This window comes from Sphingomonas sp. 2SG (assembly GCF_005503285.1).
GTDB classification, from domain to species: domain Bacteria; phylum Pseudomonadota; class Alphaproteobacteria; order Sphingomonadales; family Sphingomonadaceae; genus Sphingomonas; species Sphingomonas taxi.
Window position 1 is genome coordinate 1 of sequence record NZ_SCMZ01000070.1, and the last position, 14,302, is coordinate 14,302.

13 protein-coding genes are annotated in these 14,302 nt (G+C 68.6%); 7 read left to right on the forward strand and 6 right to left on the reverse strand.

Annotated features, from left to right (window positions below):
- The first annotated feature begins 158 nt into the window (after positions 1-158).
- Positions 159-1,454 (forward strand): homoserine dehydrogenase, encoded by a 1,296-nt coding sequence (locus tag FFS23_RS18510; RefSeq protein ID WP_137899755.1) that lies wholly within the window; start codon positions 159-161, stop codon positions 1,452-1,454.
- Between the two features lie 279 nt (positions 1,455-1,733).
- On the opposite strand, the gene FFS23_RS18515 is transcribed toward FFS23_RS18510, so the two are convergent.
- From FFS23_RS18515 to FFS23_RS18530, 4 genes are read right to left on the reverse strand one after another with little or no spacing between them, the layout of a single operon-like run.
- Entirely contained in the window at positions 1,734-2,129 is a 396-nt protein-coding gene (locus FFS23_RS18515; RefSeq protein WP_137899756.1) for a hypothetical protein, read from the reverse strand.
- Positions 2,126-2,473, reverse strand: a complete 348-nt coding sequence (locus FFS23_RS18520; RefSeq protein ID WP_137899757.1) for a hypothetical protein — start codon at positions 2,471-2,473, stop codon at positions 2,126-2,128. Before FFS23_RS18520 ends, FFS23_RS18515 begins: the two co-directional genes overlap by 4 nt.
- Positions 2,474-2,530: 57 nt before the next feature.
- Entirely contained in the window at positions 2,531-2,962 is a 432-nt protein-coding gene (locus tag FFS23_RS18525) for a CoA-binding protein (RefSeq protein ID WP_137899758.1), read from the reverse strand.
- Between the two features lie 10 nt (positions 2,963-2,972).
- Positions 2,973-3,926, reverse strand: a complete 954-nt coding sequence (locus tag FFS23_RS18530) for an Mrp/NBP35 family ATP-binding protein (protein WP_137899759.1) — start codon at positions 3,924-3,926, stop codon at positions 2,973-2,975.
- Between the two features lie 70 nt (positions 3,927-3,996).
- On the opposite strand from FFS23_RS18530, the gene hflK reads away from it, so the two are divergent.
- The 5 genes from hflK (at position 3,997) to FFS23_RS18555 (ending at position 10,823) form a co-directional block, all read left to right on the forward strand.
- The gene (hflK, locus tag FFS23_RS18535; RefSeq protein WP_038661755.1) at positions 3,997-5,121 is read left to right on the forward strand and encodes an FtsH protease activity modulator HflK; all 1,125 of its coding nucleotides are present in this window, start codon (positions 3,997-3,999) and stop codon (positions 5,119-5,121) included.
- Positions 5,118-5,993: a protease modulator HflC gene (hflC, locus tag FFS23_RS18540; RefSeq protein ID WP_038661752.1), complete on the forward strand. Its 876-nt coding sequence runs from the start codon at positions 5,118-5,120 to the stop codon at positions 5,991-5,993. Before hflK ends, hflC begins: the two co-directional genes overlap by 4 nt.
- Before the next feature lie 116 nt (positions 5,994-6,109).
- Positions 6,110-7,666 carry a Do family serine endopeptidase gene (locus tag FFS23_RS18545; protein ID WP_038661750.1) on the forward strand — a complete coding sequence of 519 codons (1,557 nt, stop codon included), beginning with the start codon at positions 6,110-6,112 and terminating at the stop codon, positions 7,664-7,666.
- 108 nt (positions 7,667-7,774) lie between these two features.
- Positions 7,775-9,400, forward strand: coding sequence for a helicase HerA-like domain-containing protein (locus tag FFS23_RS18550; RefSeq protein WP_137899760.1), 1,626 nt, complete (start codon positions 7,775-7,777; stop codon positions 9,398-9,400).
- A gap of 208 nt (positions 9,401-9,608) precedes the next feature.
- Positions 9,609-10,823 carry a M20 metallopeptidase family protein gene (locus tag FFS23_RS18555; RefSeq protein ID WP_137899761.1) on the forward strand — a complete coding sequence of 405 codons (1,215 nt, stop codon included), beginning with the start codon at positions 9,609-9,611 and terminating at the stop codon, positions 10,821-10,823.
- A 69-nt stretch (positions 10,824-10,892) separates the two neighbouring features.
- On the opposite strand, the gene FFS23_RS18560 is transcribed toward FFS23_RS18555, so the two are convergent.
- The gene (locus tag FFS23_RS18560) at positions 10,893-11,849 is read right to left on the reverse strand and encodes an isopenicillin N synthase family dioxygenase (RefSeq protein WP_137899762.1); all 957 of its coding nucleotides are present in this window, start codon (positions 11,847-11,849) and stop codon (positions 10,893-10,895) included.
- Between the two features lie 345 nt (positions 11,850-12,194).
- Here FFS23_RS18560 and FFS23_RS18565 point away from each other — a divergent pair, with 345 nt between their 5' ends.
- The gene (locus tag FFS23_RS18565) at positions 12,195-12,905 is read left to right on the forward strand and encodes a M23 family metallopeptidase (protein WP_081974387.1); all 711 of its coding nucleotides are present in this window, start codon (positions 12,195-12,197) and stop codon (positions 12,903-12,905) included.
- A gap of 4 nt (positions 12,906-12,909) precedes the next feature.
- Here the strand turns inward: FFS23_RS18565 and FFS23_RS18570 are convergent, their stop codons facing one another.
- Positions 12,910-14,085 carry a BaiN/RdsA family NAD(P)/FAD-dependent oxidoreductase gene (locus FFS23_RS18570; RefSeq protein WP_137899763.1) on the reverse strand — a complete coding sequence of 392 codons (1,176 nt, stop codon included), beginning with the start codon at positions 14,083-14,085 and terminating at the stop codon, positions 12,910-12,912.
- Positions 14,086-14,302 lie beyond the last annotated feature (217 nt).

The following is a 14,302-nucleotide window of genomic DNA, read 5'->3' on the forward strand; positions in this document are numbered from 1 at the left end:
GCTGGGGGCGGTGGCCATCAGGGAAATGCGCTCGCTGGCAAAATGGAAGTGCGGCGGGTTGTGGCACGGTACGCGGCGGTCGGGCAATGGCGGCGCGGTACACGACATAAAGCTGCGCCGTCTCGACAGGCGACGCGCCTTTCCGCTAGGCGGCGGCCATGGATAGCAACACACCCTTGCGCGTCGCCCTTGCCGGGCTCGGTACGGTCGGCGGCGGCGTCGTCCGCCTGCTCGATGCCAACCGCGATCTGATCACCCGCCGCGCCGGCCGCCCGATCGAAATCGTCGCCATCTCGGCACGTGACCGCAACAAGGATCGCGGCATCGATCTGGCCCGTTTCGCCTGGATCGACGACATGCGCGATCTCGCCGGCCATGACGCGGCGGATGTCGTCGTCGAGCTGATCGGCGGGTCGGACGGCCCGGCGCTGACGCTGGCGCGGCAGACGATCGCGGCGGGCAAGGGCTTCGTCACCGCCAACAAGGCGATGATCGCGCATCACGGCCTCGAACTCGCGCAGGCGGCCGAGGCTGCGGCGGTGCCGCTCAAGTTCGAGGCGGCGGTGGCCGGCGGCGTGCCGGTGATCAAGGGGCTGCGCGAGGGCGCCGCGGCCAACCGGATCAGCCGGGTCTATGGCATCCTCAACGGCACCTGCAATTTCATCCTGTCGAAGATGGAAGCCGAAGGTCGCGACTTCGCCGAGGTGCTCGCCGAGGCGCAGGCGCTCGGCTATGCCGAATCGGACCCCAGTTTCGACATCGACGGCGTCGATGCCGCGCACAAATTGTCGATCCTCGCCAGCCTTGCCTTCGGGACGCGCCCGGCGTTCGGCGACGTGTCAGCGACCGGCGTGCGCCACGTCATCGCCGCCGACATCGCCGAGGCGGCGGCGCTCGGGTATCGCGTGCGGCTGGTCGGCGTCGCCGAGGCGGACGCGCACGGGCTGTTCCAGCGCGTGCATCCGCATCTCGTGCCGGTCGACCATCCGCTCGCGCACGTTACCGGCTCGCTCAACGCGGTGGTGGCGGAGGGCAATTACGTCGGCCGCCTGTTCTTCCAGGGCGCCGGCGCGGGCGAGGGACCGACCGCGAGCGCGGTGGTCGCCGACCTGATCGACATCGCGCGCGGGGAATATGGCTCGCCCTATGCGATGCCGGCGGCGGCGCTGACCGTCGAGCCGGCGGCGGACACCGGCGAGCGGCGCGCGCGATCCTATTTGCGGTTCACCGTTCAGGACCGGGTCGGCGTGCTCGCCGAGATCGCCGCGGCGATGCGCGATGCCGGCGTATCGATCGAGAGCCTGATCCAGCGTGGCGTCGCGGCGGACGGCAGCGCGATCGTCGCGATCGTCACGCATGAAGGTCCGGAACGCGCGGTGGTCCATGCCCTGGAGAAGCTGCGCGGATCGCAGAGCCTGTCCGGCCAGCCGCTCTGGATGCCGATCCTGGGGTGATCCCATATTCCTCTCCCGCCAGGGGGAGGGCTATCGCATACGGCTACGGTGATGAGGCTCGATCAGCTTCCTCATCAGATTCGTCACCCCGGACTTGTTCCGGGGTCCACCGGGCCGCGAGAGAACGGTTCTGCATCGGGCCTTTCACCTCGCCGCAGGGTGGACCCCGGAACAAGTCCGGGGTGACGAGGTGGGTTTGGAAGACGGCAGACTCGCGCAATTCCTTATGGGCGATAACCCTGCAGGGTAACCGTTCGACGTCAGCCGCATGTGGTGGAATCAAGGTTCGCTGAGGTCGATCGCCACGCGGCCGCGCTTGTCCGGTTTCTTGGCGAAGGCGGATTTGGCGACCTTCGCCAGCGCGCCCACAAGCGGTACGATCGGTGGCCCGAAGCCGACGGTGCAGCCGCCGAGCGACGCCGCGCAGGGCGGGGCTTCCAGCGCCAGCGCCGTTGTCGCCTTCAGGTCGCGGTTGGCGCCGCGGCCGGGGGCCGGGCCCGCTTCGTCGGGGAGCGGCAGCGTCTGCGATGATTTGCCGTCGGCGCAGACGACGATGTCGCTCTTGTCGGCCTGCGGCGGACACGGCTGCGGAGTGAGGATCGACCAGCGTTGCGGAGCCTCCGGCGCCGGCGCGCCGGCCGCCGCGGTCTGGAGGGCGATCGCCAGCCAGATCATGGCGCGAGCGGCCGGTTGGTGACGCCGCTGACACCGGTCGCACTGCTCACCGTCACGCCCGACATGCCGCCACCGACGAGGAACGGGCTGTGCTCCTGCACCGGATTGGTGCGGTTGAGCAGCCGGTCGCGTTCGACGCGCACCGCCTCATGCTTGGGATCGCCCGCGTCGTGGACGACGAACGGCACGCGGAAGCGATCGGCGCGGCGCCGGCCGCAGACGGTGATGTCGGTCTTGTCGGGATCGATGGTGCAGCGATCGCCGGCGATCAAGGACGACGATCGCGCGATGACCGTCGCGGGGTCTTCGGTCGGGGCGGCAAACAGCAACAGCAGCGCAAGCATCCAGCCCTACTCCCACAGCGAGCGGTGCCGCCATCCTCGCCGAGCCGGGCAGGCGAATCAAGCCTCGATCGGAGCGACGCCGAGCCGCGGGATCTCGATCGCCGGGCAACGGTCCATGACCACTTGCAGCCCGGCCGCCTCCGCCCGTGCCGCCGCCGCCTCGTTGATCACCCCGAGCTGAAGCCAGACCGCTTTCGCACCGATCGCGATCGCCTCGTCGACCGCCTCGCCGGCGGCTTCGGGACGGCGGAAGATGTCGACGATGTCGATGGGGTCGCCGAGCTGATGCAGGTCACGGAAGACGAATTCGCCGAGGACATGCTCGCCGGTGATCTGCGGATTGACCGGGATGACGCGATAGCCGTGCTGCTGCAACCGCGCCATCACGCCATGAGACGGCCGATTTGGCCGGTCGGAGGCGCCGACCAGCGCGATCGTCCGTGCGCCTTCCAGCAGTGCCTTGATCGCGGCATCGTCGGTCAGCGGCATGATCGTCTCCTCAATGGGTGCGCAGCCAGTCGTCGACCTGACCCGCTATCGCATGGAACGCGGTCGCATCGGCGCCGTTCCCCGCCGCCGGCGGCTGGCCGGCGTCGGAGGCGGTGCGGATGCCGATCGCCAGCGGCACCCGGCCGAGGAAGGGCAGGCCGAGCCGCTCCGCGGTCGCCTGTGCGCCGCCGTTGCCGAACGGATCGGACAGCTCGCCGCAATGCGGGCAGACATAGCCCGCCATATTCTCGACGATGCCGATGATCGGGATGCCCGCCTTGTCGAACAGGTCGATCGCGCGCGTCGCGTCGATGAGCGCCAGATCCTGCGGCGTCGAGACGATGATCGCGCCCGCCGGCTTGTGCTTCTGTACCATGGTGAGCTGGACGTCGCCGGTGCCGGGCGGCAGGTCGAGCACCAGCGTGTCGGTCGCGCCCCAATCGGCATCGACCAGCTGGGTGAGCGCGCCCGCCGCCATCGGCCCGCGCCACGCGATCGCCTTGCCCGGCTGGATGAGCTGGCCCATCGACAGCATCGGCACGCCATAAGGGGTGGGGACGGGGTCGAGCACCTTGTCCTTCGCGGTCGGCCGCTGGTCTTCCGCCGCCATCAGCCGCGGCTGCGACGGGCCGTAGATGTCGGCGTCGACCAGACCGACGCGCCGCCCGCGCGCTTTCAGCGCGATGGCGAGATTGGCGGCGAGCGTCGATTTGCCGACGCCGCCCTTGCCGCTCGCCACCGCGAGCAGGCGACGATGGATGCGCTCGGCGGTGACCACCAGCCGCACCTCGCCCGTCCAGGCGGCGCTCGCCGCGGCGCGGACCGCGGCTTCCAGCGCATCGCGCTCGGCGCCGCCGAGCCCGGTCGCGTCCAGCACGATGCCGGCGCGCGTGCCCTCGAAGCGGACCGTCGCCCGCTCGCCCGCGGCGGCGCGGACCGCGGCAATCGTTACGTCTTGTGTCATGCGGCACCAGATAGGCCCGCGCCGGCGGCTTGCCACTGTTTTTCCGCGTCCGCCTTCTTATAAGGAAAGGATGAATATCCTGCCGGGCCGCAAAAGCCGCCCTCCCATTCTCGCTGCCGAGACGCCCAAGGGTCCCTGGGGACAGGGCGATGACGCCAATGGCGGCGCCAACGGCGGTCCGCGCAACCCGTGGTCGCTGCCGCCCGGCGCCCGGAAGACCGGCGCCAAGCCGACCGCGCTCGACGACTTCCTGCGCAAGGCGCGCGGCGGCGGCGGGGGCGGCAATGGCGGCGGCATGGGTGGTCTGCCCGGCGCGCCCAATGCGCGGGCGCTGTGGCTGATCGGCGCGGGGATCATCCTGCTGGTCTGGATCCTCTACACCTCGATCCACCCGATCGCGCCGCAGGAACGCGGCGTCGTCACCTATCTCGGCCGCTATTCGGGTACGCTCGATCCCGGCATCGCGATGACGATGCCGGCGCCGATCGCGCGGGTCGTCAAGGTCGACGTGCAGAACATCCGGATCGAGAATTTCCCGGAGAGCGGCACCGAAAATCTGATGCTGACCCGCGACCAGAACATCATCGATCTGGCCTATGCGGTACGCTGGAAGATTTCGAGCCCGCAGAACTACGTGTTCCAGATCGACCGCCCGCGCGACACGGTGCGGGCCACCGCGGAAAGCGCGATGCGCGAGGTGGTGGCGAACGTCAGCCTCGATTCGGCGCTCGGGCCGGGCCGCGCGCTGATCGAGAACCAGGTACAGGAGCGGATGCAGAAGGTGCTCGACGATTATAAGTCGGGCATCGTCGTCGTCGGCGTCGGCATCAAGCAGGCCGATCCGCCCGCGCGCGTCAACGACGCGTTCAAGGACGTCACTGCCGCGCAGCAGGATGCGCAGGGCGTCCGCAACCAGGCGCAATCCTATGCCAAGCAGGTCGTCGCCCGCGCCGAAGGCGAAGCGTCGCAGTTCGACAAGGTGTACGAACAATATCGCCTCGCCCCCGAGGTGACGCGTCGCCGCATGTATTACGAGACCATGGAGGCCGTGCTGGCCAAGTCCGACAAGACGATCGTCGAAGCCAATGGCGTCGTGCCCTATCTGCCGCTCGACCGGGCGCGGCGACTGCCCGATGCCGCGCCGGCACAGGCGACCCAGGTGCAGCCCGCACCCGCGACGGGAGGCGGCCAGTGAACGGCCTCTGGCGTCACCCGATCGCGCTCGGCCTTGCTGCGCTGGTCCTCGTCATCCTGTTCTCGGCGACGATCACCATCGTGCCGGAGACGCAGCAGGCAGTCATTCTGCGCTTCGAACAGCCGGTCCGCACCGTCAACGCGTGGAAACCGAACGAGCAGTTCGGCCGCACCGGCGCCGGCCCGATCCTGCGCATCCCGTTCATCGACCGGCTGGTCTGGCTCAACAAGCGCGTGCTCGACGTCGACTACGACAACCAGCAGGTGCTCTCGTCCGACCAGCTCCGGCTCGAGGTCGATGCCTATGCGCGGTTCCGGATCATCGATCCGCTGAAGGCGGTGAACGCCACCGGCAGCACCTCGCAGACCGAGGCGGCCATCACCGAGGCGCTGCGTCCGCTGCTCGGCAGCTCGATCCGCAACGAGCTCGGCAACCAGCCGTTCGCGACGCTGCTCAGCCCCGAGCGTGACCAGGTGATGGACAATATCCAGACCCGCATGCAGCGGCTCGCCAGCCAATATGGCGTGCAGATCGTCGACGTGCGGATCAAGCATGCCGATCTGCCCGACGGCAGTCCCCTCGACCGCGCGCTCGCCCGGATGGCGACCGCCCGCCAGCAGCAGGCGACGACGATCCGCGCGCAGGGCCAGAAGGAAGCGCAGATCATCCGCGGCGAGGCGGATGCGGCGGCGGCGCGCATCTATGCGCAAAGCTTCACCAAGGATGCCGACTTCTACGACTTCTACCGCGCCATGCAGTCCTACCGCCACACCTTCGGGGCGGATGGCGGGCCGGCGCCGAGCGGTTCGACGTCCATCATCTTGTCACCCGGAAACAGTTACTTGCGTGAGTTCGAGGGCAGGGGGCGTTGATCCGCAAGGATTGAGCCCCCAGCTTTCGGGCGTATGAACATTCAAGCGGCGTTCAGGCGTTTGGGTCCACTAAGGCACCAATTCCGATCGCCCTTCATGAAGAGGATTTTCTCCTAGTGCGCTACGCCTACGCCATTACCAGTGCGCTTCTCCTCGGTGGCGCGACCGCCACGCTGGCGCTGCAGCCGAGCACCGCGCAACAGGCCCAGAACGAGCCCGGTGCGATCCAGGCGGCGGCGCCCAAGGCCGGTGCGCCGATGAGCTTCGCCGACATGGTCGCCAAGCTGCAGCCCGCGGTGGTCAACATCTCGACCAAGCAGACGATCGTCCAGCGCCAGCCGGCCAATCCCTTCTCGGGCACGCCGTTCGGCGATCTGTTCGGCGGCATGGGCGGTGGCCAGGGTGGCGCCCCGGTGAAGCGCGAGGGCGCGTCGCTCGGCTCGGGCTTCCTGATCTCGCCGGACGGCTATGTCGTGACCAACAATCACGTCATCGCGCCGGGTGCGGAGGGCGCGACGGTCAATTCGATCACCGTGACGCTGAGCAACAACAAGGAATATACCGCACGCGTCATCGGCAAGGACCAGGATTCGGATCTCGCGCTGCTCAAGATCGACGCCGCCGGCCTGCCGTTCGTGAAGTGGGGCGATTCGAGCCGTGCCCGCGTCGGCGATTGGGTGCTGGCGATCGGCGAGCCCTTCGGCCTCGGCGGCACCGTGACTGCGGGCATCATCTCGGCGATCAACCGCGTCACCGGGCAGGGCGGCGCCTATGACCAGTTCATCCAGACCGACGCTTCGATCAACCAGGGCAATTCGGGCGGCCCGATGTTCGACCTCAACGGCAATGTGATCGGCGTCAATTCGCAGATCTTCAGCCAGTCGGGCGGCAATATCGGCATCGGCTTCGCCATTCCCGCGGCGACCGCCAAGCCGATCATCGAGACGTTCATGAAGGGTGGCAAGATCACCCGCGGCTATATCGGCGTGTCGATCGGCGGCGCGGTGAACGACGATGCCGCCGCGGCGCTCGGCATTCCGAAGAACCAGGGCGAGCTGATCGCGCGCGTCGAGCCGGCCGGCCCAGCGGCCAAGGGCGGTCTGCGCGCGGGCGACGTGGTCACCAAGATCAACGGCCAGCAGGTCACGCCCGACCAGACGCTGACGCGTCTCGTCTCGAACCTCCAGCCGGGCACGACCGCCCGGTTCGAGGTGCTGCGCGCCGGTCAGCCGACGTCGCTCAACATCCAGGTCGCGACGCGTCCGTCCAACGACCAGCTGAAGGCGCTGGCCAATGGTGGCGAGGATTCCGGCGGGTTCGGGCCGAACGATTCGCAGACGGACGGCAATGACGATGATGACGCCGGCACGACCCAGGGCGGCTCGGCGCCGCTCGGGCTCAACGTCCAGCCGCTGACCCCGGGGATCGCCCGCGCGGTCGGCGTCGATCCCACCGTACAGGGCGTCGTCGTCGCCTCGGTCGACGCATCGAGCGACGCCAACGGCAAGATCAAGCGCGGCGACGTGATCCAGGCGGTCAACAGCACGCCGGTCCGCACCGCGGCCGACGTCGCCCGTCTCGTCGCGCAGGCGAAGGCGGCGGGTCGTCCGCAGGTCCTGCTGCTGGTCCAGCGCGGCCGGATCCCGGGCTTCATCCCGGTGAAGATCAAGTAAGCCCGGCCATACCGGTGCAGGTGAAGGGTCGTCGCTCTCCCGAGCGGCGGCCCTTTCCTTTTGCCCGCACGCCGGGGTAGGTCTCCGGCACCAGCACAGGAGCGGGACATGAGCGACGGCATCTTCATCGGCCTCGGCGGCGGCAAGCCGCAGCTGCTGGACCTCAAGCGCGCCAACCGCCACGGCCTGATCGCCGGCGCGACCGGCACCGGCAAGACGGTGACCCTTCAGGGGATCATCGAGGGCTTCTCGAAGGTCGGGGTGCCGAGCTTCGTCGCGGACGTGAAGGGCGACCTGTCCGGCCTCGCGATGGCGGGTTCGCCGCAGGCCAAGACGCATGCCGCTTTCGCCGCGCGTGCCGCCGAGATCGGCGAGACCGACTGGGCCTATGCCGATACGCCGGTACAATTCTGGGACCTGTACGGCGAACAGGGCCACCCGATCCGCACCACCGTCAGCGAAATGGGGCCGCTGTTGCTCAGCCGGCTGATGGATCTCAACGACGTGCAGGAAGGGGTGATGACGATCGCCTTCCACGTCGCCGACAAGGAGGGGCTGCTACTCCTCGACCTCGACGACCTTCAGGCGATGCTGGCGCATTGCGCGAGCCGTGCCGACGAACTCACCACCACCTACGGCAACGTCTCCAAGCAGTCGATCGGCGCGATCCAGCGCGCGCTGCTCCAGTTGCGCACGCAGGGCGGCGACCATTTCTTCGGCGAACCCGCGCTGGAGATGGACGACTTCCTCCGTACCGACGACAAGGGCAGGGGGATCGTCAACATCCTCGCCGCCGACAAGCTCATGGCCGCGCCGAAGCTCTACAGCACCTTCCTGCTGTGGCTGATGAGCGAGTTGTTCGAGCATCTCCCCGAGGTCGGCGATCCCGACAAGCCCAAGCTCGTCTTCTTCTTCGACGAGGCGCATCTGCTGTTCGACGACGCGCCCAAGGCGCTGCTCGACAAGATCGAACAGGTCGTTCGCCTGATCCGCTCCAAGGGGGTGGGCATCTATTTCATCACGCAGAACCCGATCGATATCCCCGACACGGTCGCCGGCCAGCTCGGCAACCGCGTCCAGCATGCGCTGCGCGCCTTCACGCCGCGCGATCAGGCGGCGGTGCGTTCGGCGGCGGAGACGTTCCGCGCCAATCCGGGCGTCGACGTCGCCACCGCGATCACCGAATTGAAGGTCGGCGAGGCGCTGGTGTCGTTGTTGCAGGCGGACGGGTCGCCGGCGCCGGTGGAACGCACGCTGATCAAGCCGCCCGCCAGCCGCGTCGGCCCGGTGACGCCGCAGGAACGCGCGGTGATGATCCAGACGGACGCGGTCGGCGACAAATACGACACCGCGATCGATCGCGAATCGGCGGAGGAGATTCTCGCCGCCAAGACGCAGGAGGCCGCGGCTTCCGCGGCGGCGGCGCGGGCGCAGGACGATGCCGCCAAGGCGGCGGCGGTGCAGGCCAAGGCCGAAGCGCAGGCCGCCAAGGAAGCGGCGCGCGCGCAGGCGGCGCAGACCAAGGCGGACGCGGCGGCAGCGCGCGAGGCAGCCAACTCGCCCTGGTCGAAGGCGATGACCTCCGCCACGCGCGCGGCGAGTTCGTCGATCGGGCGGCAGGTCGCCAACGAGATCGGCAAGCAGGTGTTCGGCTCGGGCTCGCGGCGCTCGTCGGCGGGCGGTGGTCTGGTCGGAACGGTGCTGCGCAGCGTGCTGGGCAATCTGATCCGGTGAGGGTGGGGGGCGTTTGTCCCCCATGTTCGTCATCCCGGCGAACGCCGGGACCCACGGTCACGGCGCATTTGCGGTTTCGCGCCACTACCGACGTTCCGTATCCGTGGGTCCCGGCTTCCGCCGGGATGACGGGTTAAGTGGAGCACACCCCAAAGCTCGACAACACTCCCGCTCCGGCGCAAACTGCCGCCCGAAACGGAGCCTCATCATGTCCCTCGACGACCCCATTCTCAGCGACTGGACCGCGGCCGGCGAAGCCGAGCTCGCCGACATCGTCACCCTGCGCCGCGCGATCCATGCCGAGCCGGAGATCGGCCTCGACTGCCGCCGCACCACCGACAAGATCAAGGCGGCGCTCGCCGGCCTGCCGCTCGAATATCACGAGGGCAAATCGACCAGCGGCCTGATCGCGATCCTACGCGGGCAGAAGGGCGACAACGGCCGCACCGTGCTGCTGCGCGGCGACATGGACGCGCTGGCGATGGAAGAGGAGACGGGCCTGCCCTTCGCCAGCACCATCCCCGGCCGCATGCACGCCTGCGGCCATGATTCGCACACCGCGATGCTGGTCGGCGCTGCCCGTGCGCTCTCCGCGCGCCGCGATCAGCTCCCCGGCACCGTCGTCTTCATGTTCCAGCCGGGCGAGGAGGGCCATCACGGCGCGCGTTTCATGATCGACGACGGCCTGCTCGACGTCGCGGCGCCCGACGCCGCCTTCGCGTTGCACATCACCCCCAACGCCCCCGCCGGCGTCGTCATCACCCGCGCCGGATCGATCATGGCATCGGCGGATACGGTGCACGTCGTCGTACGCGGCGCAGGCGGCCATGCCGCGATGCCGCACGATTGCATCGATCCGGTGCCGGTCGCCTGCGAGATCGTCACCGCTTTCCAGACCTATGTCGCGCGTGCGATCGCGGTCACCGACCCCGCGGTGCTGTCGATCACCAAGATCGAGGCGGGCTCGGCGCACAATATCATCCCCGGCGAGGTCCGCATGCTCGGCACCTTGCGCACTTTGTCGGAGGCGACGCGCACGACGATGCGCGCCGCGGTCAAGCGGATCGCCGAGAATATCGCCGCGGCGCATGGCGCCACCGCCGAAGCGTGGATCGACGAAGGCTATCCGGTGACGGTCAACGACCCGCGTGGCGCGGCGCTGATCGAGACGGTGGCGGGCGAGCTCGGCCGGCCCTTCGCACCGATGCCGCAGCCGATGATGGGCGCGGAGGATTTCTCCTACGTGCTGCGGAAATTCCCCGGCGCCTTCGCTTTCCTCGGCGTCGCCCCGGCCGGCAGCGACCCCGCGACCAACCCGCCGCTCCACAATACGCGGATGACGATCGAGGAATCGGTCATGGCGAAGGGCGTCGCGATGCATTGCGCGGTCGCGACGCGCTATCTTCAACGCGGGTTCGACTGACGAGAACCGCGATGAACCGATGGGGGCGGAAGTTTCCGTCCCCTCGCTCCGATCCGGCCGCCGCTGCGCCTACCCCTTGATCAAGCCGATCTCCACCAGCCGCTGATGCAGATAGTCGTGCGCCGTGATCGGTTGCGGATAGCGGTTCGGATTCTCTGCGCTGATCGTCTGCGGCAGCGTCTCGATCAGGAAATCGGGCGCGGGGTGCAGGAAGAAGGGCATCGAATAGCGCGAATGACCGCGGCGCTCGACCGGCGGATTGACGACGCGATGCGTGGTCGACGGCAGCACGTGGTTGGTCAGCCGCTGCAGCATGTCGCCGACGTTGACCACCATCGCGCCCTCGGGCGGCTTGATCGCCAGCCACTGGCCGGTCGCGCGGTCGAGCAGTTCCAGCCCCGCTTCCTCGGCGCCGAGCAGCAGCGTGATGAGGTTGATGTCCTCATGAGCGCCGGCGCGGACGCCCTCGGCATCCGCGGGGATCGGCGGATAATGGAGCAGGCGGAGCACCGAATTGCCGTCCTTCACCGCCGGATCGAACCAGTCGGGCGCAAGGCCGAGATGCCGCGCGATCGCCGACAGCAACCGGTCGCCCGCGCGGTCGAAGGCGGTGAACAGTTCGAGGAACGTGTCCTTGAAGCCCTCGGGGCGCGTCGGCCAGATATTGGGCGCCATCGTGTCGGCGTAGCGATGCCCCTCCGGCAGCTCGCGACCGATGTGCCAGAATTCCTTGAGATCGACGTGCTTGGCGTCCTTGGCGATCTCGGTCTTGAACGGCGTGTAGCCGCGAGCGCCACCGCCGCCCGCGACGAAATAGGCGCGCTTCTCCGCTTCGGGCAGCGCGAACAGCGCCTCGGTCTCGCGCCAGGCGCGGGTGATCAGGTCCTGCGGCACGCCGTGATCGGCGACGATCGCGAAGCCGAACCGCTCGAACGATTCGCCGAAGGCTGCGGCGAAGCCATCGGGGTCGTCGGCCTGATCGGCGAGGCTGAGCGTGGGAACCTGGGCGGAAGTGGAGTCGAGCATGCAAGCCATCCATTTGATGAAGCGCGCGTTATAGGCCGCCCGATCGGGCGCGTCATGCCCCCCGGCCTGCCATCCCGGCCACCCGGCCGACTGCCGTTGGCACGGACCGAACCGCCGGCACCGTTCCCCGTCTTCTAACCCGCCCGATCCAGACGATGTGACGGTGTCGCATCGACTCGGCGCAGCCCCAAGCCGCTTGATCGCGGCGACCGGCGGCGGCTCTTGTGGTTACCGGCGAAATGCGGGCACATATCGATCGTCAGGGACGCGGTGGGGCTGCGGTTTCGAGACGAGGGAATAGGTCGCATCCGTCACCACGGGCGCGGCGCATCATATTGGGGTCCGATGAGCATTTTCGCCCGTACAGCCACGATCGTCGCCACGCTCGGTGCGATGACCCTCGGTTTTGGCGCAGCACAGGCGGAAGACGGGACCCCGCGGGCCACGGTCGCGGCGCAGGGCAAGGGCGGCCCGATGCTCGATGCCAACGGCGCCGAGGCGCAGGCCGACCTCAAGGCCGACGCGCAGTTCCGCACCCTGTTCCAAAGCTGGAAGAAGCTCGATACGCGGCCGCAGGGCGCGATCGCCATCCCCTCGGTCCAGCCGGTCCAGCATCTCCAGTTCACCAGCAACTTCGGCATCCGCTCCGACCCGTTCCGCGGCACCGCGGCGATGCACGCCGGCGTCGACATCCCCGGTCCGGTCGGCACACCGATCTACGCTACCGCCGACGGCATCATCGATCACGCTTCGCGGCTCGGCGGCTACGGCAATATGGTCGAGATCAACCACGGCAAGGGCATCGCCACCCGCTACGGCCACCTGTCCAAGATCCTCGTCGAGGACGGCGCCCGCGTCACCCGCGGCCAGTTGATCGCACTGATGGGCTCGACCGGTCGCTCGACCGGTCCGCATCTCCATTATGAGGTCCGCATCGACGGCCATGCGGTCAACCCGATTCCGTTCCTGACCACCGCCGACTATCTGCTCGCGTCGCAGGATCGCGCCGTGCACGCCATCCCGGTTTCGACCGACGGGCCCGCCGCGCAGGATTGATCGTCTAGAGCGCCTGCGCAGCGGCCCAGCCGCTCGCCCAGGCCCATTGGAAATTATAGCCGCCGAGCCAGCCGGTCACGTCGACCGCCTCGCCGATCGCATGCAGGCCGGGGACGCGGCGCGCTTCCAGCGTCTGGGACGACAGATCGGCGGTGCTGATCCCGCCGACGGTTACTTCGGCCTTGGCGAATCCCTCGCTGCCGTTGGGCGTGAACCGCCAATCCGACAAACGTCGCCCCGCCTCGTCGAGCCGGCGGTCGGGAACGTTGCCGAGTTCGACCGACAGGTCGAGCCGTTCGGCCAGCGCCTCCGCCAGACGGTCCGGCAGCGTCGCCGCCAGCGCCCGCCGCAGCGTTGCACGGGGCTGCATACGCTTGGCGGTCAGCAGCCAGTCGCGATCCGCATCCGGCACGAAGTCGATGCCGATCGGCTCGCGCGGTCGCCAATAGCTCGACACCTGCAGGATCGCAGGGCCCGAGAGGCCGCGATGCGTGAACAAGGCCGCCTCACGGAACCGCGCCTTGCCGGCGCTCGCCACGACATCGGCGGCAACGCCCGACAAGGTCCGAAACAACGCCTCGTCGCCGCCGAGCGTCAGTGGCACCAATGCGGGCCGCGGCTCGACCACCTTGAGTCCGAATCGTCGGGCGAGATCGTAAGCGGCACCGGTGGCGCCGAGCTTGGGGATCGATGGTCCACCGGTGGCGATCACCAGCCGCGGCGCGCGAACGACGCGGTCCGGCAAGGCGACGGTGAACGCGGCGCCGTCATGGCCGACTTCGCCGAAGGGCGCGGACAGTGCGACGTCGACGCGTCCCGCGTCGCATTCGTCGAGGAGCATCGCAACGATCTGCCGGGCCGAGCCGTCGCAGAACAATTGCCCCAGCGTCTTCTCATGCCAGGCGATCCGGTGGCGCTCGACCAGCGCGATGAAATCGCTCGCGGTATATCGCCCGAGCGCCGATTTGGCGAAATGCGGATTGGCAGACACGTAGCGGTCCGGCGCGGTGTGCAGGTTGGTGAAATTACACCGACCGCCGCCCGAGATCAGGATCTTCTTGCCGGCTGCATCGGCATGATCGACGAGCAGGACGGACCGGCCGCGCTGGCCGGCGACCGCGGCGCACATGAGTCCGGCCGCGCCGGCGCCGAGGATGATCGCGTCATAAGGGGAAGCCATGCGGTCAACTACCGCGAACCGCAGGCTTTGTCGCGTGGGCTGGGGGAGGGGTTCGAAACCCGTCCAGAACTGCGCAGGACGCCTGCTGGGGAACTTTTCCCCCACAAATGTCGTAAAAGTGCAATTTGGTGTTGACGGGCAGGGGCGGCCCGCCTAGATGGGTGTCACCGCAGCGGTGGCCGACGAGGTCGCCGAGGCAGTCACAACAGACCTGGCG

What these genes read in the sequence shown, in the direction of transcription:
- FFS23_RS18560 (WP_137899762.1), bottom strand. Translation starts at nt 11,849, where the DNA reads ATGCTCGACTCCACTTCCGCCCAGGTTCCCACGCTCAGCCTCGCCGAT.
- FFS23_RS18525 (WP_137899758.1), bottom strand. Translation starts at nt 2,962, where the DNA reads ATGCCGCTGACCGACGATGCCGCGATCAAGGCACTGCTGGAAGGCGCA.
- FFS23_RS18510 (WP_137899755.1), top strand. Translation starts at nt 159, where the DNA reads ATGGATAGCAACACACCCTTGCGCGTCGCCCTTGCCGGGCTCGGTACG.
- FFS23_RS18520 (WP_137899757.1), bottom strand. Translation starts at nt 2,473, where the DNA reads ATGCTTGCGCTGCTGTTGCTGTTTGCCGCCCCGACCGAAGACCCCGCG.
- FFS23_RS18570 (WP_137899763.1), bottom strand. Translation starts at nt 14,085, where the DNA reads ATGGCTTCCCCTTATGACGCGATCATCCTCGGCGCCGGCGCGGCCGGA.
- FFS23_RS18515 (WP_137899756.1), bottom strand. Translation starts at nt 2,129, where the DNA reads ATGATCTGGCTGGCGATCGCCCTCCAGACCGCGGCGGCCGGCGCGCCG.
- FFS23_RS18555 (WP_137899761.1), top strand. Translation starts at nt 9,609, where the DNA reads ATGTCCCTCGACGACCCCATTCTCAGCGACTGGACCGCGGCCGGCGAA.
- FFS23_RS18550 (WP_137899760.1), top strand. Translation starts at nt 7,775, where the DNA reads ATGAGCGACGGCATCTTCATCGGCCTCGGCGGCGGCAAGCCGCAGCTG.
- FFS23_RS18565 (WP_081974387.1), top strand. Translation starts at nt 12,195, where the DNA reads ATGAGCATTTTCGCCCGTACAGCCACGATCGTCGCCACGCTCGGTGCG.
- FFS23_RS18530 (WP_137899759.1), bottom strand. Translation starts at nt 3,926, where the DNA reads ATGACACAAGACGTAACGATTGCCGCGGTCCGCGCCGCCGCGGGCGAG.
- hflK (WP_038661755.1), top strand. Translation starts at nt 3,997, where the DNA reads ATGAATATCCTGCCGGGCCGCAAAAGCCGCCCTCCCATTCTCGCTGCC.